At 52.4% G+C, this 24,040-nt stretch carries 18 protein-coding genes; 10 read left to right on the plus strand and 8 right to left on the minus strand.

What is annotated here, in order from left to right:
- Positions 1–49: 49 nt before the first annotated feature.
- Together yjeM and OCU14_RS01520 are read right to left on the minus strand one after the other, a co-directional pair.
- Positions 50–1,558, minus strand: a complete 1,509-nt coding sequence (gene yjeM / locus OCU14_RS01515; RefSeq protein WP_261809470.1) for a glutamate/gamma-aminobutyrate family transporter YjeM — start codon at positions 1,556–1,558, stop codon at positions 50–52.
- A 53-nt stretch (positions 1,559–1,611) separates the two neighbouring features.
- Positions 1,612–3,033 carry a C69 family dipeptidase gene (locus OCU14_RS01520; protein WP_261809471.1) on the minus strand — a complete coding sequence of 474 codons (1,422 nt, stop codon included), beginning with the start codon at positions 3,031–3,033 and terminating at the stop codon, positions 1,612–1,614.
- Positions 3,034–3,302: 269 nt separating this feature from the next.
- Here OCU14_RS01520 and OCU14_RS01525 point away from each other — a divergent pair, with 269 nt between their 5' ends.
- From OCU14_RS01525 to OCU14_RS01540, 4 genes are all read left to right on the plus strand, one after another.
- Positions 3,303–4,217: a YitT family protein gene (locus OCU14_RS01525; protein WP_261809472.1), complete on the plus strand. Its 915-nt coding sequence runs from the start codon at positions 3,303–3,305 to the stop codon at positions 4,215–4,217.
- 71 nt (positions 4,218–4,288) lie between these two features.
- Positions 4,289–4,477: a 2-hydroxymuconate tautomerase gene (thmT, locus tag OCU14_RS01530; protein WP_048736130.1), complete on the plus strand. Its 189-nt coding sequence runs from the start codon at positions 4,289–4,291 to the stop codon at positions 4,475–4,477.
- Between the two features lie 176 nt (positions 4,478–4,653).
- The gene (glpK, locus tag OCU14_RS01535; RefSeq protein WP_261809473.1) at positions 4,654–6,156 is read left to right on the plus strand and encodes a glycerol kinase GlpK; all 1,503 of its coding nucleotides are present in this window, start codon (positions 4,654–4,656) and stop codon (positions 6,154–6,156) included.
- 326 nt (positions 6,157–6,482) lie between these two features.
- Positions 6,483–7,628, plus strand: a complete 1,146-nt coding sequence (locus tag OCU14_RS01540) for an ArgE/DapE family deacylase (RefSeq protein WP_261809474.1) — start codon at positions 6,483–6,485, stop codon at positions 7,626–7,628.
- 43 nt (positions 7,629–7,671) lie between these two features.
- Here OCU14_RS01540 and OCU14_RS01545 read toward each other — a convergent pair whose 3' ends face one another.
- A complete protein-coding gene (locus tag OCU14_RS01545; protein ID WP_261809475.1) occupies positions 7,672–8,484 on the minus strand; it encodes a Cof-type HAD-IIB family hydrolase in 813 nt (270 codons plus the stop codon).
- Between the two features lie 224 nt (positions 8,485–8,708).
- Between OCU14_RS01545 and OCU14_RS01550 the strand changes: the two genes are divergently transcribed.
- Positions 8,709–10,064, plus strand: a complete 1,356-nt coding sequence (locus OCU14_RS01550) for an RsmF rRNA methyltransferase first C-terminal domain-containing protein (protein ID WP_261809476.1) — start codon at positions 8,709–8,711, stop codon at positions 10,062–10,064.
- A 73-nt stretch (positions 10,065–10,137) separates the two neighbouring features.
- On the opposite strand, the gene fni is transcribed toward OCU14_RS01550, so the two are convergent.
- From fni to mvk, 4 genes are read right to left on the minus strand one after another with little or no spacing between them, the layout of a single operon-like run.
- Entirely contained in the window at positions 10,138–11,175 is a 1,038-nt protein-coding gene (fni, locus tag OCU14_RS01555) for a type 2 isopentenyl-diphosphate Delta-isomerase (protein WP_261809477.1), read from the minus strand.
- A gap of 11 nt (positions 11,176–11,186) precedes the next feature.
- Complete coding sequence (locus OCU14_RS01560; RefSeq protein ID WP_261809478.1) at positions 11,187–12,260, minus strand: phosphomevalonate kinase; 1,074 nt, start codon at positions 12,258–12,260, stop codon at positions 11,187–11,189.
- 42 nt (positions 12,261–12,302) lie between these two features.
- Positions 12,303–13,280: a diphosphomevalonate decarboxylase gene (gene mvaD / locus OCU14_RS01565; protein ID WP_261809479.1), complete on the minus strand. Its 978-nt coding sequence runs from the start codon at positions 13,278–13,280 to the stop codon at positions 12,303–12,305.
- A complete protein-coding gene (gene mvk, locus OCU14_RS01570) occupies positions 13,277–14,224 on the minus strand; it encodes a mevalonate kinase (RefSeq protein WP_261809480.1) in 948 nt (315 codons plus the stop codon). Before mvk ends, mvaD begins: the two co-directional genes overlap by 4 nt.
- Positions 14,225–14,449: 225 nt before the next feature.
- Between mvk and dinG the strand changes: the two genes are divergently transcribed.
- The 5 genes from dinG (at position 14,450) to OCU14_RS01595 (ending at position 21,170) form a co-directional block, all read left to right on the plus strand.
- Positions 14,450–17,293 carry a helicase C-terminal domain-containing protein gene (gene dinG, locus OCU14_RS01575; RefSeq protein WP_261809481.1) on the plus strand — a complete coding sequence of 948 codons (2,844 nt, stop codon included), beginning with the start codon at positions 14,450–14,452 and terminating at the stop codon, positions 17,291–17,293.
- Between the two features lie 48 nt (positions 17,294–17,341).
- A complete protein-coding gene (locus tag OCU14_RS01580; RefSeq protein WP_261809482.1) occupies positions 17,342–17,845 on the plus strand; it encodes a cell wall elongation regulator TseB-like domain-containing protein in 504 nt (167 codons plus the stop codon).
- 14 nt (positions 17,846–17,859) lie between these two features.
- Positions 17,860–19,038, plus strand: coding sequence for a pyridoxal phosphate-dependent aminotransferase (locus OCU14_RS01585; RefSeq protein WP_261809483.1), 1,179 nt, complete (start codon positions 17,860–17,862; stop codon positions 19,036–19,038).
- 28 nt (positions 19,039–19,066) lie between these two features.
- Positions 19,067–20,362, plus strand: a complete 1,296-nt coding sequence (asnS, locus tag OCU14_RS01590) for an asparagine--tRNA ligase (protein ID WP_261809484.1) — start codon at positions 19,067–19,069, stop codon at positions 20,360–20,362.
- Positions 20,363–20,465: 103 nt separating this feature from the next.
- Positions 20,466–21,170 (plus strand): DnaD domain-containing protein, encoded by a 705-nt coding sequence (locus OCU14_RS01595; protein WP_261809485.1) that lies wholly within the window; start codon positions 20,466–20,468, stop codon positions 21,168–21,170.
- 567 nt (positions 21,171–21,737) lie between these two features.
- On the opposite strand, the gene OCU14_RS01600 is transcribed toward OCU14_RS01595, so the two are convergent.
- On the minus strand, positions 21,738–24,020 hold the full coding sequence (locus OCU14_RS01600) for a transglycosylase domain-containing protein (RefSeq protein ID WP_261809486.1): 2,283 nt from the start codon (positions 24,018–24,020) through the stop codon (positions 21,738–21,740).
- Positions 24,021–24,040: the final 20 nt, after the last annotated feature.

Consider the following 24,040-nt stretch of genomic DNA (forward strand, 5'->3'; position numbering starts at 1 on the left):
AAGGTGGTTCACCGATCTCTCGGTAAACCACCTTTTCAAATAGCTGCAATTAGTTTTCGTTAGTGCTCGTATCCGCAGCGGTCCGCTTCTGACCGTTGTAGTAGAAGATCCAAGCGACAGCCCCGAAGAAGATTGGGCCGATGATGGTCCAGAAGGCCGTCATGTAGTCGTGATCCAAGATTGGTTGGAGACAGGTGAAGCCAATCCCACCGACCAAGATAACCAGTACCAGGCCAACGATAACGTTGGTCCAGAGACGGCTCTTAAAGATAACGAATGGCCGTTCCAAGTCTTGACGACGCTTGAAGAATGGGAAGGCCCCAATCAAGAACAGGTAAGGGAAGGACGTGGAGACGTTCCCCATGTCGGTCAAGATTAAGTAAAATTCGTTAGCGGCCGAGCCCCCGAAGGCAACGAGGAAGATGAAGACGGCCACGACAATGGCTTGAATCCACATCGAGTAAGCAGGCATGCCCACCTTGTTGAGTTGCGTCATCTTCTTAGGCCACAGTTTTGGTGATGACCCTAAGATAAAGGACTTCAATGGGGAGTATACCAGAACGAAGAAGGACCCTAAGTAGGCCATGAACATGCTCAGTCCAGTTAACCGGGCTAACAAGTGACCCAAGCCAATGGAAGAAGCTGTTGATAGGTTCATCCCATGACCTAAAACCACCCCGAGGTTGTTCATTAAGACGTAGGTGATGTTCCCCAAGTTCACTTGGCTCTTACCCAGGACACTGTGCCAGTTGGCACTGATCCCCCAGAGGAAGATGGACAGGGAGTACATGATGGTGATGGCAATGGTTGAGATGATTAATCCCTTAGGGAAGGTCTTCTCGGGCTTGTCCATACTATCGGTAATCCCCCCCATGGATTCCATCCCCGCGTAGGCGAAGACCGCATACGTGACGAAGGAGAGCAGGGCCATCGGTGAGGAGAATTGTGGATTTGGTGAGGCGATGAAACTGTGGGCGCCGTTGATTGGTTCAGCGAGTTGACCACCGTTTAAGAAGAAGATAATGACACTGGCCACCAGGAACAGGCCAGTCAGGAACATCACGAAGATTCCCCCCAATGAAGAAATCTTGGCGATGGAATTCATCCCCCGAGTGGCGAAGAAGGTCACGGCAAGGATCCAGAAGATCCCTAAGAGACCCACCGTTTGGGTGGAGGACAGGCCCAAGAAACTCCAGGTCTGTGTCTTGTCGCCACCGGATAGCAACGTTGAAAGTGGAATCCAAACCTTCGTTGACGTGGAAACCATCCAGATAATCCAGGATGACAACCAGATGAAGGTCCCAATAAAGGCCCACTTTTCACCGATGGAACCGGCCAACCAGGAGTAGATTCCCCCTTTGGCTTCTTTAAATGTTGACCCGTATTCGGCCAGCATCAGGGCACTCGGTAAGAAGAACAGTAAAGCAGCTAAAACGTACCAAATAATACTTGCGTATCCCATTTGGTCATAGGCAACCGTCGTGTTGGCGAAGCCGTAAATGGCCGTAAAGATCATCAAGATTAAATTCGATAATTTAATCTTTTTTTGATTTTCCATTATTTAATCTCCCATTAATGGTGAGGGCTAGTCACAGACCAGTCCCGACCGTGTTATAAGTTGAGGTCCTGATGATAGTTCAGAGGACCCAGGTCGGTGGCCTGCGTAATCAAGGTCGCCGCTAGCTCGCGGTAACGCCGAATTCCCAATGCGGCGTTCTCGTTGGCTTGTTGCGTTAAGAAATGGTTCAGTTCGGGGCCGGACAGTTGCCGCCCAACGGCATCGGTGTGCTTGACGGATTGCTTGAAGGCGATCCGTAGTTCCTTTTGCACGGCTGATACGGCGGGCAGGGCATCGTGGTAGTGGGCATCGAGGAGAACCCCGACGTGCTTGTAAACCCAGTAGGCTGACTCGCTGTCGTAGGTGACCTTACCAGAGTGGTAGGCGGTCGGCGTACTCTCAATACCGGCGTAGAACGGCACGTAGACACTCTCAGCGGCCACGCCCATGGCGAGCCACTGAATTCCAGCCAAGGCTGGGTCCATGTCGGGCCGAACCTGTAAGACATGAGATTCCTGCGTCTTAGCCAAGCTGATTGGCCGGAACTTGGTCCGTTGTTCCTTGGTGCCGGAACCAACGGGATCATAAGGGGTTTCTTGGTAGTGACTGCTCAGGTAATCCTGGGCGTCGTCTACGGATAAGAGCCGGTCGGCGTACTGAATAAATGGTAAATCAAATGATTGCGGTTGCGCTTCGACGGCCGGGGTAAATTGTTTCTGACCGTACCAGACCCGTGGGGTGTTGTAGTACAGGTCCGATTGGTCTTGCGTCCCGAAGATTTCACGCCAATTAAACCGATCGGAATGCGGGTTCAAGTGGTTTTCGGCAACGAAGGATTGCAGGTTACGGGCAAACATGAAGTTGTCGGGATCGTTGAAGTCGATGGTCTGAATGGCCATTTGGTTGGCGATGACGGCATAGCCATTATCGGGGATGCGTTGGGCAACCCAGTTATGACCGGCCCCCGTTTCGAGGTACCAAGCTTCCTTCTGGTCGGCGAAGAGAATCCCACTGGACTCGCTGGTTCCATAGAGCTCAACGATTTTCCCCAGTAGGGCGACCCCTTCACGAGCAGTCTTGACGTAAGGTAAGACCACGGTAACCATGGCTTCCTCACCGATGCCGTTCTTGACGAGGGGATCGGCGCCTAGGACGCGTTCGTTGGAGTAGGTACTTTCGGTGGCACTCATGGCGACACCGTATTCATTAAAACCATCCTCTTCAAACAGGCCGTATTCATCGGTCCATTCGGGTGTGGCGGTGTATTTTGCCGCATGCAGGGGTAGAGGCATGGTGAAGCCATTATCTTTATCCTTGCTGACAAAGGTCTGCGGGGTAGTTGCCGTGGTGGCTGGGTGGACGACGAAGTGCTTTGGCCAAGCAGCCTTGGAATCTTCGTTTCGACCGATGATGACTGAGCCATCCATGGTGGCCCGCGGCCCAATTAAAATACTGGTACATGCAGAATAATTCATGGGAGCGCTCCTTTCGCAAGTTGAATAAATTAACGATCCTATTTTATCATTTTTATAATCGAACCGGTTGTCTTTCCGGGGAACTTTAATTATTTTCTCGGGAATTCTCATAAAAATAAATATTTATACATTCCACTGTATGCCTGTCTGTCGGTGAATTTGCCTTGACCCGCGACATCATGCGCGGTTTGGCGGCTATTTGGGGCTAGCTAATGACGGCTAGATGTGGTTAAATGATGAAAGAAATTGGCCAGAAAAGGGGTACCAAGATGAGAAGCCTGTTAGAGAATCGCCGTGAGGTTGTGACGCACCTCTTAATTATGGTGGGATCCGCCGTCATTAGTGCCATTGCCCTGAATGAATTTTTGGTTCCGGGGAAAATATTTAGTGCGGGGATCAATGGGATCTCCCAGATTATTGCCATGCTGTTACAGGGCGTGGGGATTAACCTCAGTACCGGTTGGTTTATCCTGCTGTTCAATGTGCCGATTGGGTTGCTGGGGTGGTTCAAGGTGGGCCGTGGGTTTACCCTGTATTCTATCCTGGTGGCGATTCTGACCTCCGTTTTAGCAATCGTGATTCCGGTTCATAATATTGCCAACAATCCACTGTTGGCAGCCTTATTTGGGGGCATTTTGACCGGAGTCGGCGTGGCCTACCCGTTGAAGAATGGGTTCTCTACCGGGGGGATGGACATCATCGCCGTCGTCTTAGAGAAGACCACGGGTCGAACCATTGGGACGCTGATGTTGATGATAAATTTTGGTATCGTGTTAGTTGCCGGTTTTCTCTTCGGCTGGGAGAGTGCTTTATACACGATTATTTCAATTTATGCAATGTCAAGGGTCGTGGACAGCATCCACACGCGGCATCAGAAGCTGACGGCATTTATCGTGACCGCTCATCAAGAAGCGGTCATTGCCGAGTTAAACCGGACATTAATCCGGGGAATCACGGCGATCCCATCCTTTGGAGCCTACACTGGCAAGGCCAGTACCGTCCTCATGACGGTCATTTCGCGCTATGAACTTTATACATTGGAACATGCCGTGAAGGACGTCGATCCGCAAGCCTTCGTGAACTTGGTGAATACCGTGGATATTGAGGGGAACTTCTATAATGAGACGGAACAGCTGAAGTTGAAGCAGGCCACCTCGTTGAAAGCCACGAAAGACAAACAATAGGACAGGCTTGTTCTAGCAGGGCGTTATCGGTATAATAGCCCTATCCAAAAACAGAAGGGAATGGACCAACCATGCCAATCGTTAATATCGACTTAATCGCCGGCCGTTCACAGGACCAACTCAAGGCCTTAGTACAGGACGTTACCGCCGCGGTCACCAAGAATACCGGAGCCCCAGCCGAACACGTTCACGTCATCTTACGTGAGATGCAACCCAACCGTTACGGGGTTGCGGGTGTTTTAAAGAGCGACGAAAAGTAAAAAACATTTCCGAAATCTTATAAACCGCCACCATGCTCGTCAAGTCGGGCTTGGTGGCGGTTTCATTTATAAAAATGTTTGGCGTGGGGCACACTTTTCGGTATACTAGACCCATGTGCAACATCACGGTGTTTTTAGGCCGTTGCTAACAACGAATGAATGGAGAGTCTATGACAATGAATGATCAACAATACATGATGGCAATTGACGAAGGGACGACGAGTACCCGAGCTATTTTATTCGACCGGCACGGCCAAATTGCGGGGCAGGCACAACGGGAATTTCACCAATACTTCCCCCAACCAGGCTGGGTCGAACATGACGCAGACGAGATCTGGAATGCGGTTCAATCTGTGATTTCCGATGCCCTGATTGATTCCGACGTCCAACCTTACAAGGTACGTGGGATCGGGATCACCAACCAACGGGAAACCGCCATTATTTGGGATAAAAAGACGGGGGAACCTATCTATCACGCCATCGTTTGGCAATCCAAGCAAACCAGTGAAATTGCGGATCAGTTGAAGGCTGACGGGTACACCGACGCCATTCACGACAAGACGGGGTTAGTCATCGACTCCTACTTCTCCGCCACTAAGATTCGTTGGATTCTGGACCACGTGGATGGGGCCCAGGAACGCGCTGAACGCGGTGAACTCCTCTTTGGGACCATTGACACCTGGATCCTCTGGAAGCTTACGGGCGGCCGAGTACATGCCACTGACTACACCAATGCCAGTCGGACCATGCTGTACAACATTCATGACTTGAAGTGGGACGATGACATCTTGAGCTGGCTAAATATCCCAGCCGCAATGTTGCCAGACGTCCGGTCATCATCCGAAATTTACGGTTACACCGCAGGCTACACGTTCTCTGGGGTTCAGGTACCCATCGCCGGAATCGCCGGGGACCAACAGGCGGCCTTGTTCGGGCAAACGGCCTTTGACAAAGGGATGGTGAAGAACACGTATGGGACCGGGGCGTTCATCGTGATGAATACCGGGGAAGAACCAACGCTGTCGCACAATGGCTTATTAACCACCATTGCCTATGGCTTAAACGGCAAGGTAACCTACGCGCTGGAAGGCTCGATCTTCGTTGCCGGTTCTGCCGTTCAGTGGCTCCGTGATGGGATGCGTTTCTTCGAACACGCCAGCGAATCTGAAAAGATGGCCGTCGATGCCAAGACGACTGGGAATGTCTATGTGGTCCCAGCCTTTACGGGACTCGGGGCGCCTTACTGGAACCAAGAAACTCGTGGGGCCGTCTTCGGTCTGACCCGGGGGACGACACGAGAACAATTCGTGCGGGCTACGGTGGAGGCCATTGCCTACCAGACGCGGGACGTGGTGGATACCATGACCAACGAAACGGGGTTGGACATCCAATCACTTAGTGTCGATGGCGGGGCTGCGAACAACAACTTCCTCATGCAATTCCAGGCGGATATTTTGAACACGCCAATCAAGCGGGCCGCAATTAATGAAACCACGGCGCTCGGGGCGGCTTATCTCGCCGGACTAGCCGTTGGCTTCTGGCCTGATATGGATGCCATTCGGAAGATGCACGCCTTACGCGATGAGTTCACGCCAAACATGGCGGCGGATCGTCGGGAGAAGTGCTACGCCGGTTGGCAAGCAGCCATCAAGGCAACGCAAGCTTTCCAAACTGAATAAAATCTGTAACAAAAATCGCATCTCGAATAATTCTGAGATGCGATTTTTGTTAGTAAAATGGTTTTTGTATAATGCAAATTGACTGAATTTAAGCCAAAATCATGTGATGACGTCGAACCTGACAAGTTTAGCGATCTATTAAGCGCTTACAGGATAAAATGATGTCATTTTGAGTATGATTTTGTTCAATTATATTCCTATGATATCAGCTTATTGTATATAGCAATAGACTTAATGAGGTCCCGATAATTGCTTGCCAAGTCAAACGCAATAAATGAGCTTTCTTCCTAAAAGCGGTACAATTATTTTAGAAGGAGGAATCAACGATGGCAGTGTTTACAGATGAACAAAAAGTACAGTTATTGTCAGATCTGGTCGCCATTCAATCGGTGAACGATCACGAGTTGGATGTCGCCCAATATTTACAGCGGGTCTTGGGTGAACATGGGATTGCGGCACGGTTAATTCCGTTAAGCGCTACTCGTTCGAACCTCATCGCAGAAATTGGCCAAGGAAGTCCCGTTCTGGGGATTTCCGGGCATATGGATGTCGTGGCTCCGGGTGATGTCTCAACGTGGCATAGCGACCCATTTAGGCTGACTGAACAAGACGGCAGTCTGTATGGTCGCGGGGTCACCGATATGAAAGCCGGTCTAGCCGCATTGGTGATTGCCATGATCGAGCTCCATGCGGCTGGTAAACCAGCCCATGGGACCATTCGGTTGATGGCCACTGTCGGTGAGGAAGTCGGGGAACTGGGTTCCGAGGCCTTCTTTGAAGCCGGTGACATGGACGATGTGGATGCCTTACTAATTGGGGAACCGACCGGCTATCGGATCTTCTCCGCGCACAAGGGGTCGATGGATATCAAATTGACGTCAACGGGGAAGACCGCCCACAGTTCCATGCCAGAACTGGGTTCCAATGCGATTGACCCATTGCTGACGTTGTTGAGTCGGGCTAATGTGGCATTCAGAGACACGGATCATCACAACGACCTCCTGGGTGACCTGACCTTCAACACGACGGTCTTCAACGCCGGGGACCAGGTCAACTCGATTCCGGGTCAGGCCGTAGCCGAGATTAACGTCCGCACGATTCCAGAATTTAACAATCAGCTCGTCATTCAGACGTTACAACAATTAGTGACCCAGCAAAATGATCAAGGGGGTCACGTGGTGATGGACATCTACATGTCCCAGTCACCCGTCGTAGAACCGCGTGACAATCCACTAAGCCGAGTCGCCGCCCGGGTCGGCGAAACCTTCTCTGGGCAGGCCATTCCACGTCTGGCCTTGCCAGCGGTGACGGATGCCTCAAATTTCTTAAAGAAAAAGGGCAACCAGTTCCCATTCATCGTTTTTGGGCCAGGTAACGAAACGGCGCACCAGATCGATGAACATGTTGACCGCCAGATGTATTTGAACTTTACCACGCTTTATGAACAGCTATTGGAAGCTTATCTCCAGTAAACTAAAAAACGTCGATCGTAATGATCGGCGTTTTCGTTTGGATTTATTCAGCTAATTTTAGATAATCCTTGAGATAATTGGCGAGGCCATCGTGATCGTTATCCATCGGCGTCACATCACTGGCGAGTGCCTTAATCTGTGGGGTGGCATTTTGCATGGCGACTCCCCAGCCGGCGTAGTCAATCATGGCGGTGTCATTGTGTTCGTCACCAAAGGCGATGATGTTTTCCCGTTTGATATTGTAGTGATGGGCGAGGACTTCCACACCCGTTGCCTTCTGCACACCCTTGACGCCAAGTTCAACCACGGCGTTGGGACCACCCCAAGGTGCGGCGTCGATCTCGTCACTGAACTGGTGCTGAATGTAGCTCAACAGGTGTTCTTGGTGTGACCGGTCGACAGCCACGGTCAGACTAGTGGGATTTTGCGTTAACGTTTTTTGATTGAGAATCTGGTTCGTCTGAAGAATTGAGGGGAAAAAGCCCAGTTCAACGGGGTGGTCACGGACGGCTAAGAAGAGATTCTTACCTTCCGCCGCTAACATGTTGATACCCAGTTCTTCACGGTGAGCCAACAGGTCGAAGGCGACCTCCCGATTAAAGGTATACTGATATTCGTCTGCCCATTGGTGGTGGGGAATGTGGCCGAGGCTCCCGTTGAAGTTAATCATGGGGCCGTCAAGGTTGAGTTCATCGTAAATGTCGGCGGAGATCCGGTTGGGCCGCCCCGTCACAATGCTGACGATATGGCCGGCTTCACGAGCCTGGGTTAGGACAGCCTTGGTTTTGGCCGAGACTTGAGCGGCCGCATTGAGCGTTGTACCGTCGAGATCAATCGCAATTAATTTTCGTTCCATCAAAGGACACCTCACAGTAAATTGATATTTTTGGTTGTTGACCGATAATTAAGCTAGCCCATTCAATGTATCATATTCGACGAAAATAAGCGACCGGAACACCTCTTTACCAGGGGGTAGTCGATCGCCGGTGAAACGCGTATAATGATTGGAGAAGTTTGAAAAGACAGACAGTTTGGCCCTTAAAAATAACAATTTGTAAGCTACAAGATGGAGGAATAACGGTGGATTTACCAAAAGATTTTATAACGAAATATCAGCGCCTCTTGGGACCAGATGCCCCGGCATTTTTTGCAAGTTTCGATGAAACCAGCGAAGGAGGCTACCGGGTTAATCCGTCACGTCCCGAGATGCCAGAATTGACTGCCGCCCCGGCCGTACCCTATGCCAAGTTTGGCTACTATGGCCCGGTCAGTGGCCGGAGCCTCGCTCACCAGAGTGGCGCCGTCTACAGTCAGGAACCCAGTGCCATGTTTGTCGGTGCAACCGCTGCGCCTCAGCGTGGCGAACGGGTTCTCGATCTGTGTGCCGCGCCCGGCGGTAAGACCACGCATCTAGCAAGCTACCTGGAAGGGACCGGTTTACTGGTTACCAATGAAATCAATCGCAAACGAGTCAGCGTCTTGGCCGAAAATGTTGAACGCTTTGGTGTCAAGAACGCCTTGATCTTAAACAATGCGCCTGAACAGCTCAGCCCCGTTTTCCCGGATTTCTTCGATAAGGTACTCGTCGATGCGCCTTGTTCCGGTGAAGGCATGTTCCGGAAGGATCCAGGCGCCATGGACTACTGGTCCTTGGCTTATGTTCAGGAGTGTGCGGACCGGCAGCATCAAATCCTTACGGAGGCGTTAAAGATGGTTAAACCGGGTGGTCAATTGATCTACTCGACTTGTACCTTTGCCCCCGAAGAGGATGAACAGATGATGGCCTGGGTACTGGACAACTATCCGGACTTCCATCTGGTGCCCATCGACAAGACGGCCGGAGTCATTGATGCCATCCCCGAATGGGCCGACGGCAATCCCGAATTGAAGAAGGCCGCGCGCCTGTTCCCACACTTGATGAAGGGTGAAGGGCACTTCGTCGCTAAGCTTGAACGTGAGGCCGGCGAGAGTCGGCAACCACGGGGCAAGGCCAAACTAGGCACGCCACTCACCGCCGACCAACGGCATTTGTGGGATGATTTTGCCCAGAATGTCTTGGGAAACACTGACTTTACCGATCTTGTCACGGTGAAGGACCAGCTCTTTGCGGTGCCGGCTAATCTGCCCGATCTCAAACGGTGTCACGTCTTCCGACCAGGCCTGCACCTCGGGACCTTCAAGAAGAATCGCTTCGAACCGGCTTATGCCTTAGCCTTGGCCAGTGATCCACGGCACACGGCTCACACTTTGGCTATTGATGACCAACAGTGGCGCAAATGGGTTCACGGCGATACCTTTAGTCTCGAGACGGCTCCTGCTAAAGGTTGGTACCTCTTGACCTGTCAGGAACAACCGGTAGGCTTCGGTAAGGTCGTGGGGAGTACGGTAAAGAATTTCTTCCCTAAGGGCTTGCGCTTCATGGTCTATGATGATTAATTGCAACTAACAAAAAGCGTGAACACAGTCATTGTGTTCACGCTTTTTTCGTATAATAGCGATTGATTTTTGATTAATAAGTCAGTTGCCGTTGCTCACAATAGTCCCGAAGGTCTCGAGAGAGCAGGAGGCGTTGTTGCTGAAGATCGGCGATGGACGTCGTTCCCAACAACGTCATAATGGTTTTGAGACCGGTTTGCCAGTCCAAGAGGAACTGGGTCGTGGCGGCCTCATCCGTCTTGATCAGGTGGTGGAGAATTTGTCCCGCGCTGCCGACCACGTTTGCTCCGAGTGCTAATGCCTTAGCAACATCCAGAGGTTGACGAATCCCGCCGGTGGCGATCACCTGTAACTCAGGTTGTTGTCGCGCTTCTAGCAGGGATTCCACGGTTGTCTGGCCCCAACCGGCCAGATAATCGAGATCCTTGCCTGGTCGGCGGAAGTTTTCGATCTGTGCGAAATTGGTGCCGCCACGACCACCCAGGTCGACTAAGGTCACACCGACCGCGGCTAATTGTTGCAGGGTTTCATGGGCCATGCCGAAACCAACTTCCTTGACGATGACTGGCACATCGAGGCGCGCCACGGCCTCACCAATGTTGTCTAACCAATGAAAGGTCCGGTCACCCTCGGGCATGACCAGCTCCTGGGCCGTATTGATATGAATTTCTAGGGCGTCAGCCGCCAGCATATCCACCACGGTCCGGGCATCTTGTGATCCGTGGCCGGCACCGATATTGGCGAAGACCAGGCCATCGGGATTGTTCTCTCGTAAGGGTGTGAAGGTGGCGATGGCTTGCGAATCCTTGAGCGCGATACTCTGGGAACCACTGGCCACGGCCATACCGGTTTGGGCAGCAAGCCGTCCCAGACTGGCATTAACCTTGCCCGTACGTGGTGAACCACCGGTCATGGCTTCGATCAGCAGGGGCACTGGCAGGGACAGGGGGCCGAGGTGCGTCGTCAGGTCGACATCTGCCACGGCCATTTCTGGGAGACTCTGGTGGATGAACCGGAGATCGTCAAATTGGCTCGCAGCTACTGGCGTATAAAATTTTTCCGCCAGCGACAGGTGTTCGTCCTTGCGGTGGGCGTGGCGTGAGATTTCCATGATAAAACTCCTTATTCGATCACGTGATGGACGTTTAACTTCAAAGGTTCGATCCCGCGTTGTTCCCATTCATGAAGGAGACTGGCGAGGTCTTGAGCGGCATTGATGATGACGATACCACAGTCACCACCACCGGCACCAGAGGACTTGGCGGCCCCACCGATACCCACGGCGATGTCACACATCGTCTTGAGTAACTTGGTTTCAATAGTGACGTGACTCAGGGTGGCCAGGTGATCCAACAAGTTACGGTTAACCGCAATCTCACGTTGGATAGCCTGAAGATCCTGGTCATGGAACCCGTCAATCATGCGTTGCAAGCAAGCCTTACTTTCCCGCAGGAAGGTATGGTACTCGTGTCGCTGGGTGGCCTTGAAGAGGGCGACCTTGTCGACGAGATGGGAGGTGGAGGCCGGTGTCCCGGTCCACCCAATCATCAAACGTAGCGATTCTGGTGGGGTCAACAGTTCAATCTGGAGACCTGGCCAGTCGGTATTCAAGAGGTCCGTGAGGCTGAGTTCACGCCGAGCGGAAGCCAACCAATCGCGGTCAAAGGCCTGGTAGGCAATCCAGCCGCCATAAACGGAGGCGGCGATGTCACCCAGTGATCCGTTGCCTTGAACGTCGAGGTGGGCGATGGCGGCCAGCTTAAATAGCCGGTCCTTACTCATCTCGAGACCGTAGAATTGGCAGAGGGCCTTGATCGTGGCAACGGTAACGGCGGCCGAAGAACCCAGACCGTACTTTTTACCATCGGCGCTGTCGAGATCACTGTTGACGTTTAAATGATAAATGGCCAACGGCTTACCCAGAGATTGGGCGTACTGCTCCGTGAGTCGGATGGCCGATAAGATGTAGTGAAAGGGATTGTCTCGGTTGTCAAAGACTAACTCGTTCCCTTGGCGTTGCCAGTAGAGTGAGTTTTCTTGGTACTGCTTGGAGGCAATTCGCCCGTAGTCGTGGCTGGGCGTGATGGTTACCGTAACGAACTGGTTAAGTGCGACAATAATTGCCGGGTAACCGGGTTCAACGACGGCATATTCACCGGCAATATAAAGTTTTCCGGGTGCTTGCGCGGAAATCAAAAGATCAGGTCCCTTCTGTTACTGTTCAATAAATTTGTTGGTTTAGGCTAAGAATTTCAGACCGGGGCCCGGGTGGGCGACGATGACGTTGTCAGTGCCAAAGAGCTCACCGAAGCGCTGCTTGATGGCGGGGACGGCCGGTTCCTCACAAAAAATCTTGAGGTTAGGGCCGGCATCCAGGGTGTAATAGCAAGGAACTCCCTGGTCGCGTAGTTCTCGGACGGCATCCATGGCCGTCAGTGTGTCTCCATTGAAATAAGTATAAGGTGGCTGGGCACTCAGAGTCAGTGCATGCATCCGCATGGCATTGCTCTCGAGAATTTCGCCGAGCGCTTGGAAATCATGGTCGTGGATGGCCGGTTTGATGGCGGCCAGGTCCTGGGCCACCACGTCACGCCAGGCTGCGTAGTAGGGCGACGTGGTCACACTACTCTGCATCCCTTGTCGCGAGCTGACTTTCTTGTGGTGCGGGTCCAAGACGAGAGCGACGACCGCTAAGGGCCAATCAACCTGTTCGGCAATGGGCACGGCGTAGGAGTCGGTGTCATCGTGACCCGCCTGCCATTCGACGAAGCCGCCATAAATGGACCGCGTTGCCGATCCGGATCCACGACGCGCGAGGCGTGACAGGGCGGGTTTATCCAAGTTGAGGCCGGCAGCCTTACTGGCCGCACCGGCCAAGGCCGCAAAAGCTGAGGCCGAGGACGCAAGGCCAGCCGCGGTTGGCACGTGATTCGTTGAGGATACTCGCGCAAAAGAGGTGCCCGCAGTCATTTGGCGCACCAAGTTAAGAAACATATGAACTTTTTGACTGGCTTTTTCTGAGAGCCGCTGGTTATTTAACGTGACCTCATCGGCAGCCAGGCGCTCGTCAAATTCGACGGTTGTGTCGGTATAAAACTGGTCGAGAGTCAGGGAAAGACTGCTGGTCTGGGGCAAGATGAACTCGGTATCGGCTTTCCCCCAATACTTAACGAGGGCGATGTTGGTGTGAGCACGAGCTGTAACAGCGGGCATCATTCGGGTTCCTCCTCTAAATTAAAGCTTTCCAGCCAGGTCTGCGTGGCTCCGGCGGCCGTCAATTCTTGTTGGACGTGTTTAGCGGTTGGTAGGTCGGCACACAGGGCAATCAGACAGCCCCCCATGCCGCCACCGGTTAATTTGGCCCCTAAGGCGCCGTTAGCGGTGGCGATGGCCGTGAGCTGGTCCAGTTCCGGAGAACTGACGCCTAGGCCTCTGAGCTGCTCCTGAGCGGCACTCATGATGTGTCCGAGTGCCAGGAGGTCTGGCTGAGCCAAGGCCACTCTGGCTTCTTGCGCGAGCCGACCTAGCGTGGTGATCTGTTGATTAGTCTCTTGTGGAAATAGGGCTTTTCGTTGAGCCACGGCGGCCACGGCCTTACCCGTCTGGCCCTTGATACCGCTGTCCGCGATGACCAAGGTGCCATTTAAGGCAAAAGGAATCTGCGTAATCGCTTGGTGTGGCACGAACCAAATGGGTACGGCCGAGCTGACCGTGGCCGCGTCAATCCCACTCGGATTCCCGTGGGTGATTTTCTCGGCAATGGCGGCGGTAGCCAACAGTTGGTCGCGGGTCATTGATCGATCAAAAAAAGCAGTCATCGCGCGTGTGATCGCCACGGCTACAGCGGCCGAAGATCCCATGCCACGTTCGGCAGGCAAGTCACTTTCGATCCGCATGGCAAATGGGATTTGCTGGCCGTTGAACCGGTCTAAGAGCGTCTGAATTAACTTTGCGACGCCGGCTAGGTTCTGTCCTAGTTCGTCGATCGGACCGTCAAAGTAGCGGCTCGAGATCGTCTGACCGGTAGTGGTTGCCCGCATCGTCACATTGGTTTGGACCGAGGGCAGGGGTAAGGCAATGGCCGGTTGTCCATAAACAACGCTGTGATCACCAATAAGAATAATTTTGGCATTACTTTGCCCGGTAACGGTTCTAGCCACGTCTACTCGCTCGCTTTCTTCATGAAATTATCTACCAGAATATCATACTCTACTGATAACTATTGCGCTAGCTTTGCCCCTGAAAAACTGCCAATCTGTCAAAAATTAACCCTTTCTATAGAATTACCGTTCGATCGAGGCAACGCGACGATAGCGTTGCCTGGCTAAGTGGTGTATCATAGTGCCAGTTATAATCGCAATTGTGCAGAAATTGGTGAGCATATTATGGATAAAGACACGGTTTATGCGGTGGTGGATATCGAAACTACCGGGACCAGTGTGAAAGATGGCGACCGCATTATCCAAATTGGGTGCGTCTTCGTCCAGCATAATCAGGTGATCAATCACTTTGAAACGGATGTGAATCCCATTCGAGAGATCCCCGCAGCTATCTCAAGGCTAACGGGAATCACCAACAAACGGGTCCGACACGCGCCACTCTTTGACGACGTGGCCGGGACCCTGTATAGCCTGTTGACGGATACGGTGTTTGTGGCCCATAACGTTAATTTTGATTTGCCCTTCATTAACTCGGAATTCGCGCGAGTGGGTTATCCAGAATTAAATATTGCGGCGGTGGATACCGTTTCTCTCAGTCAGATTCTCTTGCCGACGGCGCCAAGCTTTCGCTTACGGGATCTGAGTAGTTACTTCAACATCGAACACGACAATCCCCACTCGGCGGACAGTGATGCTGGGGCGACGGCGGAACTATTTATCTTCCTCTTCCGTCGACTACGTGGCTTGCCACTGGTGACACTTCAGCAGATGATTGATTTACGACCAGAACTACCGCTCCAAACGGCGGCTCTTTTTGACGTGGCGTTACGGCTCAATACGGCGACACCACGTAGGTTACCAGACTACCTTTATGTGAAGAACGGCTTGGCTTTGCGTCAGACGCAGCCGTTACCAACGGCGACACTGGCTGAACCTAGCACGTATCCGAAGACCAAAAAACAAAAGCAACGGTTGATGCCGGATAACCTGGAATGGCGTCCGGAACAAGCCAAGATGATGAATTACATTTACAATAACTACGCCCATAGCGACCTTCACCCAGTTAAACAGATGATCGTGGAGGCCCCAACGGGAATTGGGAAGAGTCTCGGGTATCTCTTACCGATGGCTTACCTGACGCAGGGTAACCGACCAGTCGTGATTAGCACGGCCACGACGTTGCTCCAAGAACAATTACTGACCCAAACGGTACCACTGCTTAATCAAATCGTGCCTTTCACCATGAATGCCGTGCTGGTTAAGGGTGGTCGGCACTACCTAGATCTACAACGGTTTGCGACGACCCTCAAGGTGTCCGAAAGCTCCAAACAGACGCAACTTCTAAAGTTGAGACTGTTGGTCTGGCTGACCATGACAATCACAGGTGATCTTGATGAGTTGCATCTGGCAACGTATCGTGCGCCATACTTCCAAGAGATCGTCCATGAGGGTGCCGTGGCTAGCGATAATCCTTTCTACGAGGACGACTTTGTGCGTCGCCGGGATCAGCGGGTCGCTCAGGCACAGATCATTATTGTGAACCATGCCTATCTGAGCGAACATGCTAGTGACTTGGGACAGGAGCTTTCGCGGCCATACCTGGTCATCGATGAGGCCCAACACTTGGCCGACAGTACGCTACGTCAACGACGGACTCAGGTGAAATTTGCTAATATCGTCAATGAGCTTCACCATATTCAACGCGAGATCAGTCGTGAGATGGGGACAAGTCTTCTGCGGTTGTTCCGCGGGAATACTGCGGCGGTTCGGAGTCTCAATAGCCTGTTGGTCACCAGTCAAAACTTAGAGAAGACGCTTCATCAGTTGGTAAATCAACTCTTCTTGACGTTCTTGGCGGGTCAACGGGGGAATACCCAGAACCAGGTTATCGAACAACTCATTCCGACCGCAAAATTAGCGGCCATGAATCAACAGACCCAGCCACTCTTGGATACGATTCAGAAGGATAATACGACCTTACTGATTCAGCTGGGGCGGTTGCGTCAACAGTTTGAACAGCACCGTGATCGGTTTGCCCCTTCGGAACGCTACATCTTCGAACAGGTCGACACCCGGGTTCACGTGATTGATGAGAACGTGGCCCAGCTGGTCGATATCTTTGATCAGGTGACCCAACAGGGGCCGGCTAGTCTGTTCTGGCTGACGATCAACCACGTTGGGGATCGGAATAGTCTACAACTGGCCAGTGGGCTGTTGGCGACGGAAGGTTTCTTGCGCCGACAGATTTACACGCATTTCCAGCCGGTTCTGTTAACCGGGGCGACGTTATTCTCCTCGGGACGTTCGCAATATATTCTCGACCAGTTCGATCTCGAACGGGACGAAACGACCACGCATCGCATGCGGTCAAGCTTCGACTACAGCGAGCAGGCTGAATTGTTTGTGGCAGACGATGGTCCAGATCTAAGTAAGGTGTCAACACGCGACTATATTGTTTATTTGTCTACTGCAATAACCCAATTGGCGGGGGCTGTGAACAAACAAACGCTGGTGCTTTTCAACTCGTTAAGTGTGATTGAACAGGTCTACCAGCAACTGGTCAAACAACCAGAATTTGCCAATCGGGAGATCTTCGCGCAAGGCATCAGTGGGAGCCGTGAACGAATTGCTAAACGGTTCGCAACCAGTCATGGCGCCATCTTGTTAGGCGCAGCTAGTTTTTGGGAAGGCATTGACCTGCCCGCAGAACAGCTGGAACTCCTGATTGTGACGCGCCTGCCATTCGATTCGCCCGATCGCGTCTTTGTGAAGGCCAATTACGCCCGATTGGAGGCCGCAGGGAAGAATCCGTTTTACAATGCGGCACTGCCGGCAGCCACCTTACGCTTGCGTCAAGGGGTGGGTCGACTGATTCGAACACCCACCGATCGCGGGGCTATCGTCATCCTCGATCAACGGTTACTCGAACGGCAGTACGGCAAGAGCATCTTACGGGCCCTACCTGCCGATCTCAGCCGCACGGATGGCGACATTACCACCATTTCACAAGGCTTGGTTAAATTTTTTGAAAAAAAGCCGGACAATCCGGTGACACCCCCGGAAGTTTGATATAATTGGAAAAGATTGAATTCTGACAAGGGAGTACGAAGAGAATTGATGAGACAACAATATCAACGGCGTCGGCGGCCACGCCACTGGGTGCTCCTGAGCATTCTGGTCATTGTGCTGGTGCTGTTAATCAGCGCGGGCTATGTGATCCGACGGGCCACTAAGCCGCTCAGTCAGGACCAGATTCGGGCGGAACGAATCGCCAAGAAATCAGGTCATCTGACGAGTACCAGTGATTTTTACTGGACAAATTTAAATTCCACCTATTACACGGTAGCCGGTAAAAACAAGCAGAAACAGGCTGTTTATGCGGTTATCTCCGAGTCAGGCAAGGATGTCACCGTGCTGAAACAAAGCGCGGGGATGTCACGGAATACGGCGCTCCAGCAGGTCTGGAAACGTAATCCTAAGAAGGTGTTGTCGGCCGCTTTGCGGATCTTTAACGGCAAGCCAGCCTGGCAGGTGGGTTACCTCAATCAGAGTGGGAAGCTCTGCTACGTGACCTTCCAGTACAGTAATGGGAAGGTTCTCCAGCAGATCGCCAATATTTAGCAAGGAGGATGACGATGCGACTTTCTAAGCGAGCACAAGCAGTCCGTCCCTCAGCAACTTTAGCAACCGGCCAACGGGCCAGGGAACTTCAAGCAGTGGGGGTCGACGTGATCAACCTGAGCGTGGGTCAGCCGGACTTTCCGACCCCAGCGCCCATCAAGGCCCAGGCCGTGGCGGCCATTAACGCTGGCACGGTCGACGGTTACACGGATACGGCGGGAATTCTGCCGCTGCGCGAGGCCGTCAGCCAACAGGTTCAGCGGCTACACGGGGTTACCGTGTCTGCCGATCAGGTGGTCGTGACGACTGGGGCCAAATTAGCACTGTACGCGCTTTGTCAGGTTTTATTGGATCCTGGCGACGAAGTCCTCTTGCCAAAACCCTACTGGGTCAGTTATGCTGAACAGGTGGGGTTAGCGGGTGGTCGGCCGGTGACGGTCGATCCGCAGGCTAATCTGAAGGTGACACCGGCACAACTGGCGCAAGCCTATACGCCGCGCACCCGGGCACTGATTCTCAATTCGCCACAAAATCCTAGCGGGGTGGTCTACACCCAAGCGGAATTGCAGGCGATTGGCGAATGGGCGGTTGCCAGAGATGTTCTGGTCATTGCCGATGACATTTATGGCGAACTCGTCTACGACGGCTCGGCAGTGGCACCGTCAATCGTGGGCATTACCCCGGCCATCACGGCGCAGACCGTGTTGATCGGTGGGGTCTCCAAGACCTACGCGATGACCGGCTGGCGGATTGGCTATGCGATTGGGCAACCCGCCTTGATTCAGGCGATGAAGACCGTGTTATCCCATATGACGGGGAATACGGCGGCCGTGAGTCAGGTGGCTGCCCAGGCGGCACTGACCATGGACCAAGCCTCGGTAGCTAGCATGCGTGCTGATTTCAAGCAGCGACGTGATGCAATTTACCCACTGCTGACGGCCTTGCCCGGGTTTCATTTAGCGGGCAAACCGCAGGGGGCCTTCTACTTCTTTCCAGACGTCACGGCGGCGATGGCCATCAAGCAGGTGGCCACGTCCCATGAATTCGTCGCTAAGGTGTTAGAGGAGGCCCACGTGGCGGTGGTTGCCGGGGAAGCCTTCGGTATGCCGGGGCACATCCGCCTCAGCTACGCGTCCAGTCTGCCTGTGCTTTTGACGGCGATGGACCGCTTAAAACAGTTTATGCAAGATTAAAAATTTATTGTGAGATGGAGGAATGATTGTGGAACAGATCAACATTATTGATGCCAGCAAGCACGTCGATGAAAAAGTAAAAATTGGTGTCTGGCTCACCAATAAGCGTTCCAGTGGGAAGATTGCTTTCCTACAATTACGAGACGGAACTGCCTTTTTCCAAGGTGTCGTTCTTAAAAAAGCCGTTGACGAAGCGACCTTTGAATTAGCGAAGGAAATTCGTCAAGAAACCAGTATGTGGATCACGGGGATCATTCACCAGGATGATCGCTCACACTTTGGTTATGAAATCGAAGTTGAAACGATCGAAGTTATTGGCGAAAGTGAAGACTACCCAATTACGCCTAAGGAACATGGGGTTGACTTCTTAATGGACCACCGTCACCTTTGGTTGCGTTCATCCAAGCCACATGCTCTGATGCGGATTCGTAACGAGGTCATCCGGGCCACTTACGAATTCTACAATAAGGAAGGCTTCACCAAGATTGATTCCCCAATTTTGACTGGGAGTGCGCCTGAAGGAACGACTGACTTGTTCCACACGGAATATTTCGATCGCGACGCCTACTTGTCACAATCCGGTCAGCTGTACGCCGAGGCTGGGGCCATGGCCTTTAACAAGGTCTTCACCTTTGGCCCAACGTTCCGGGCTGAAAAGTCCAAGACGCGTCGTCACTTGATCGAATTCTGGATGATTGAACCCGAAATGGCTTTCATGCACCAAGAACAAAGCCTTGAAGTTCAAGAACAATACGTGGCTTTCTTGGTTCAAAATGTTATCGACAACTGTGCCGCTGACTTGAAGACCCTGGATCGTGACGTTGAAGTGCTGAAGAAGTATACCCACCTGCCTTACCCACGTATCAGTTACGATGAAGCCATCGAACTGTTGAAGGGGAACGGCTTTGACGTGGACTGGGGTGTCGACTTCGGCTCACCAGAAGAGACCTTCCTGGCCGACCACTTTGACAAGCCGGTCTTTGTGTTGAACTACCCGAAGGCTATCAAGCCATTCTACATGAAGCCACATCCAACACGTGACGATGTGTACATCTGTGCCGACCTCTTAGCTCCAGAAGGCTACGGGGAAATCATCGGTGGGTCCGAACGTGAAGTGGACTACGACAAGTTACTCGAACAAGTTAAGAAGGCTGGTCTCGATCCAGAGGAATACAGCTGGTACCTTGACTTGCGGAAGTACGGGTCCGTGCCTCACTCTGGCTTCGGGATGGGTCTCGAACGGTTCCTGACCTGGATTACCGGTGAGGAACACGTCCGTGAGGCAATTCCATTCCCACGGTTGTTGAACCGTATTTACCCATAGAAATTAACGGATCACACGACCGGACTGCCTTTTGGCGTTCGGTCGTTTCATTTATACGGCCACTTGCGAGCCGTAATGTGTCAGTGACAGGGGGTCATGAAAAATGGATGATTTTATGCGACGCTATATTCAGGATGGCCAGACGAGCGTGGCTAATTACCTCCTCGATAATTTTCGAGCGGTGGGGATGACCACAGATCAATTGTTGGTTTATATTCAGTTACGCCGGGAGATGGATCGCGGCGTACTCATGCCTGATGCCGACGAACTCGCCAAGAAACTAGGCTGGAATCAGCAACGTGTCTATCAGGTGTTACACGAGATGATTGAAAGTAAACTGATGACGATTGAGAGTGTCACCACGGCTCAAGGTCAGAGTCAGGATGCCTATGACTTCCGACTGTTGGTGGAGAAGCTCAGTCAATTGTCAGTCCGGGAGAAGACGGTCGTGGCTAAGGCTACTAAACAGGCCGAAACTACCGATCGGGCGACCGTGTTTGGCCAGATCGAAACCGAATTTGGCCGACCACTTTCGCCTTTGGAAATGGAGAGCATCAACCATTGGTTAGATGACGACCATTATAAACCCGAGCTGATTCAGTTAGCCTTGAAGGAAGCCGTCCTCAACCAGGTCTACAATCTCAAGTATATGGACCGGATCCTATTGAATTGGGAAAAGAAGAACCTGACGACGGCGGTCCAGGTCCAGCGCGACAAGGAACGTCAACAACCACGGCGAAGTGCCAAACCGACGACACCCGGTGGTGAGGTACCCGACGTGCCAATCTTTAAGCTGACGGATAATTAGATAGACTAAAGGAATCCCCATCGATCGTTCTAATTGACGAGTGGTGGGGATTTTTTTGTTGATTACTGCACTAACGTTGAGTGTTCTGACCGGATTAACTGGTATAGCGGTGTGCTTACAAGGTTATCGTGACGAGTTGTGAGGTATGTTCTTAGGAAAAATACGTATGGATGGTTGCCAATTTGAAAAAGTTAAACAGAAAATTCCTATTCGATCTGTTGATTCATGTCGATATTATTATCAATCTGAATGTTTCAGAACCATTTTGCTTCCGTCAAGGTGGCCAATAAAAGCCAATTTAGCCGGAGGAGGCCAGGGATGGAGCCGGCCGTGGTGGTACTGTTAGACCGAGTGTTTTTCTCGGCCTTACAGTACGGGCGACCTTTAAGACCCGCGCTCCTGGCGGGGCTTAAAGTCGAGCGAGAAGCCCAAGGGGCTGAAGCGTCCCCACAGCAGGCGTAATCCCTGGCAGCCGCAGGTGGCCTGTTATCACTAAAATTAGGAGGTTACAAAAAACCTCCCCAAAGCAACCAAAGCGGTTGAATCGGGGAGGTTTAGATGATCTCGTTAATTCTTGTTATCGTCAGTGTTAGTCGTGGATGACGTCTGCGTGCTGTTATCATCGTCGTTGCCATTACCATTACCGCTAGGCTTTTGTTCCGTGCTCGAGGATTCCTTACTGGTACTGGACTCAGTCGTTGAGGATTCCGTCTTGGAGGTGCTGGAACTGGTTGTCGCCTGGTTATTACTGCTGTAAGCCGAAGAGTTTGTGTTGTTCGTCGACCCATATTGGCTAGTAGCCGTGGTATCCGTGACGGTACCAGGGTGACCAGTGACGTAGTATTCCGTCTTTCCATTTTGCGTGGTACGCGTGACGGTACTTGGGGCGGTCCAGTCGGTATTGGTGCTCTTACCAGCGAGATAGCTCATTTCGTACTTGTAGATCTCTTGGGCAATCGTGGTTTGTGACTCACTGACATAGTGGCCGGTCTGGAATTGTTTATCGTAACCCGTCCAGACGGAGACCGCGTAGTTCTTGGTGTAACCCGTGAACCAGGAGTCCATCGTCGCGCCATCTGGTACCTTATCGGCGTAGTCGTCAGGGTAGGAGTCGGTCCCAGTCTTCCCGGCTTGGTAAAGCCCGGAGATGGCGGCTGAGCGGCCTGAACCACTTTCGTTGGTAATGACATCCTTCATCATATCGGTCAACATGAAGGCCGTAGCGGCGCTCATGGCGCGTTTACCGGTAGAGGCGTAGTTGTGCTTCTTACCATCCTGAGTGACCACTTTGGAGACCAGGTAAGGCTTGTAGTAGGTCCCACCGTTGGCGAAGGCTGCATAGGCAGCGGCTTCTTGTTCGGAGGAGATATACAACCCGATCCCGTTTTGTAAGGTCAACGTCTTATCAAACGTCATTCCCAAGCCTTCGAGGAACTTGGTAGCCTTAGAGATCCCGACGTTTTGTAAGGTCCGAACGGCCGGAATATTGCGAGACTCGTAGAGAGCCTTACGCATGGTGATGGTTCCTTGGTATTGCTTATCCCAGTCATAGAGGCTCTTGTCGGTCCCGGGGTACGTAAATGCCGTATCCTTCACGGGTTCGTAAGTTGGATAGTAGAGGTGTTCAATGGCGGGCCCATAATCCATCAGAGGCTTAGCCGTTGAGGCACTAGAACGGTCCTTTTGGACGGCTCGGTTTAACCCGAAAGTCACATTCCCGGTCTTCCGGCCACCAATCATGGCGACCACTTGACCGTTGTTGGGATTCACAATCGTGGACCCAACTTGGAATTTGCTAGAAGGGAAGTTGACGTAGTTACCCGAGTTGACGATGCTGTAAAGCTTCTTCTGGGCACCCATATCGAGGTTGGTGTAAACTTTCAGCCCACCGGTAGTGGTGTTGTAACCCTTGGCCTTAAGCTCGGCGTAAACCTGTTTCAGGTAGGCGTCGATGACCTTGGTGGTCTTGGCATCGGTCGTGGTTGAACGGTGCGTCTTAACTAAACCAGTCTTGATGTTCGTGGCCTTAGCTTGCGCGGCCTGGGCGGACGTGATGGCGTTGTTCTTAGCCATGGCGTCTAACACCAGGTTGCGTCGCTTCTCAGCATATTGGGGATAAGTCGTTGGGTCGTAGTCGTTGGGTGCTTGAGGCATCCCGGCAAGGAGGGCCAACTGTGGTAATTCAAGGTCTTTCAGATCTTTACCGTAGTAGTATTCTGCGGCCGTTTGCATCCCGTAGACCCCGTTACCCATGTAAACCTTGTTAATGTAGTATTCCAGGATCTGGTCCTTGGAGTAGTTGTGATCGACCTTGAGGGCCAACCAGGCTTCTTGGGCCTTACGTTTCAGGGTTCGGTCGGCAGCGGCCGTCGAGAAGACGGACAGCTTAACCAATTGCTGGGTTAAGGTACTCCCACCTTGCATCCCCAAGGAAGACCCCGTGACATTAGCAAATGCAGCACCGAGGATTCGGATGGGGTCAACCCCGTTATTCTTGTAGAAACGCCGGTCTTCGGTGGAAACCACGGCTTGTTTCAGGGTCGTGGGAATGCCATTATTCTTAACGTAGTTTCGGTTTTGGGCACCCAACCGTGAGATGACCTTACCATTGGCGTCATAAACGCGTGTTGAGGTGTCACTGGACAGGGCGGACTGGGTAATCTTCGGGGCGCTCTGGGCGTAGAAGAAGAAAAGCCCGGCACCAGCCAAGATTCCTAGGACACCGATTGCCACGATAACGAACAGCACTCGGCGGAAGGTACGCCAGCCGTTGTGCGGTCGTTTGGGGCCGGGGGTGGACGTACTGTGGCGACTCATCCGCGTACCACCGGTAGAATTGTTACTAGACATGTTAATCTCCTTTGCGTTTT

It is taken from the genome of Levilactobacillus humaensis, from assembly GCF_024345185.1.
Lineage (GTDB): Bacteria > Bacillota > Bacilli > Lactobacillales > Lactobacillaceae > Levilactobacillus > Levilactobacillus humaensis.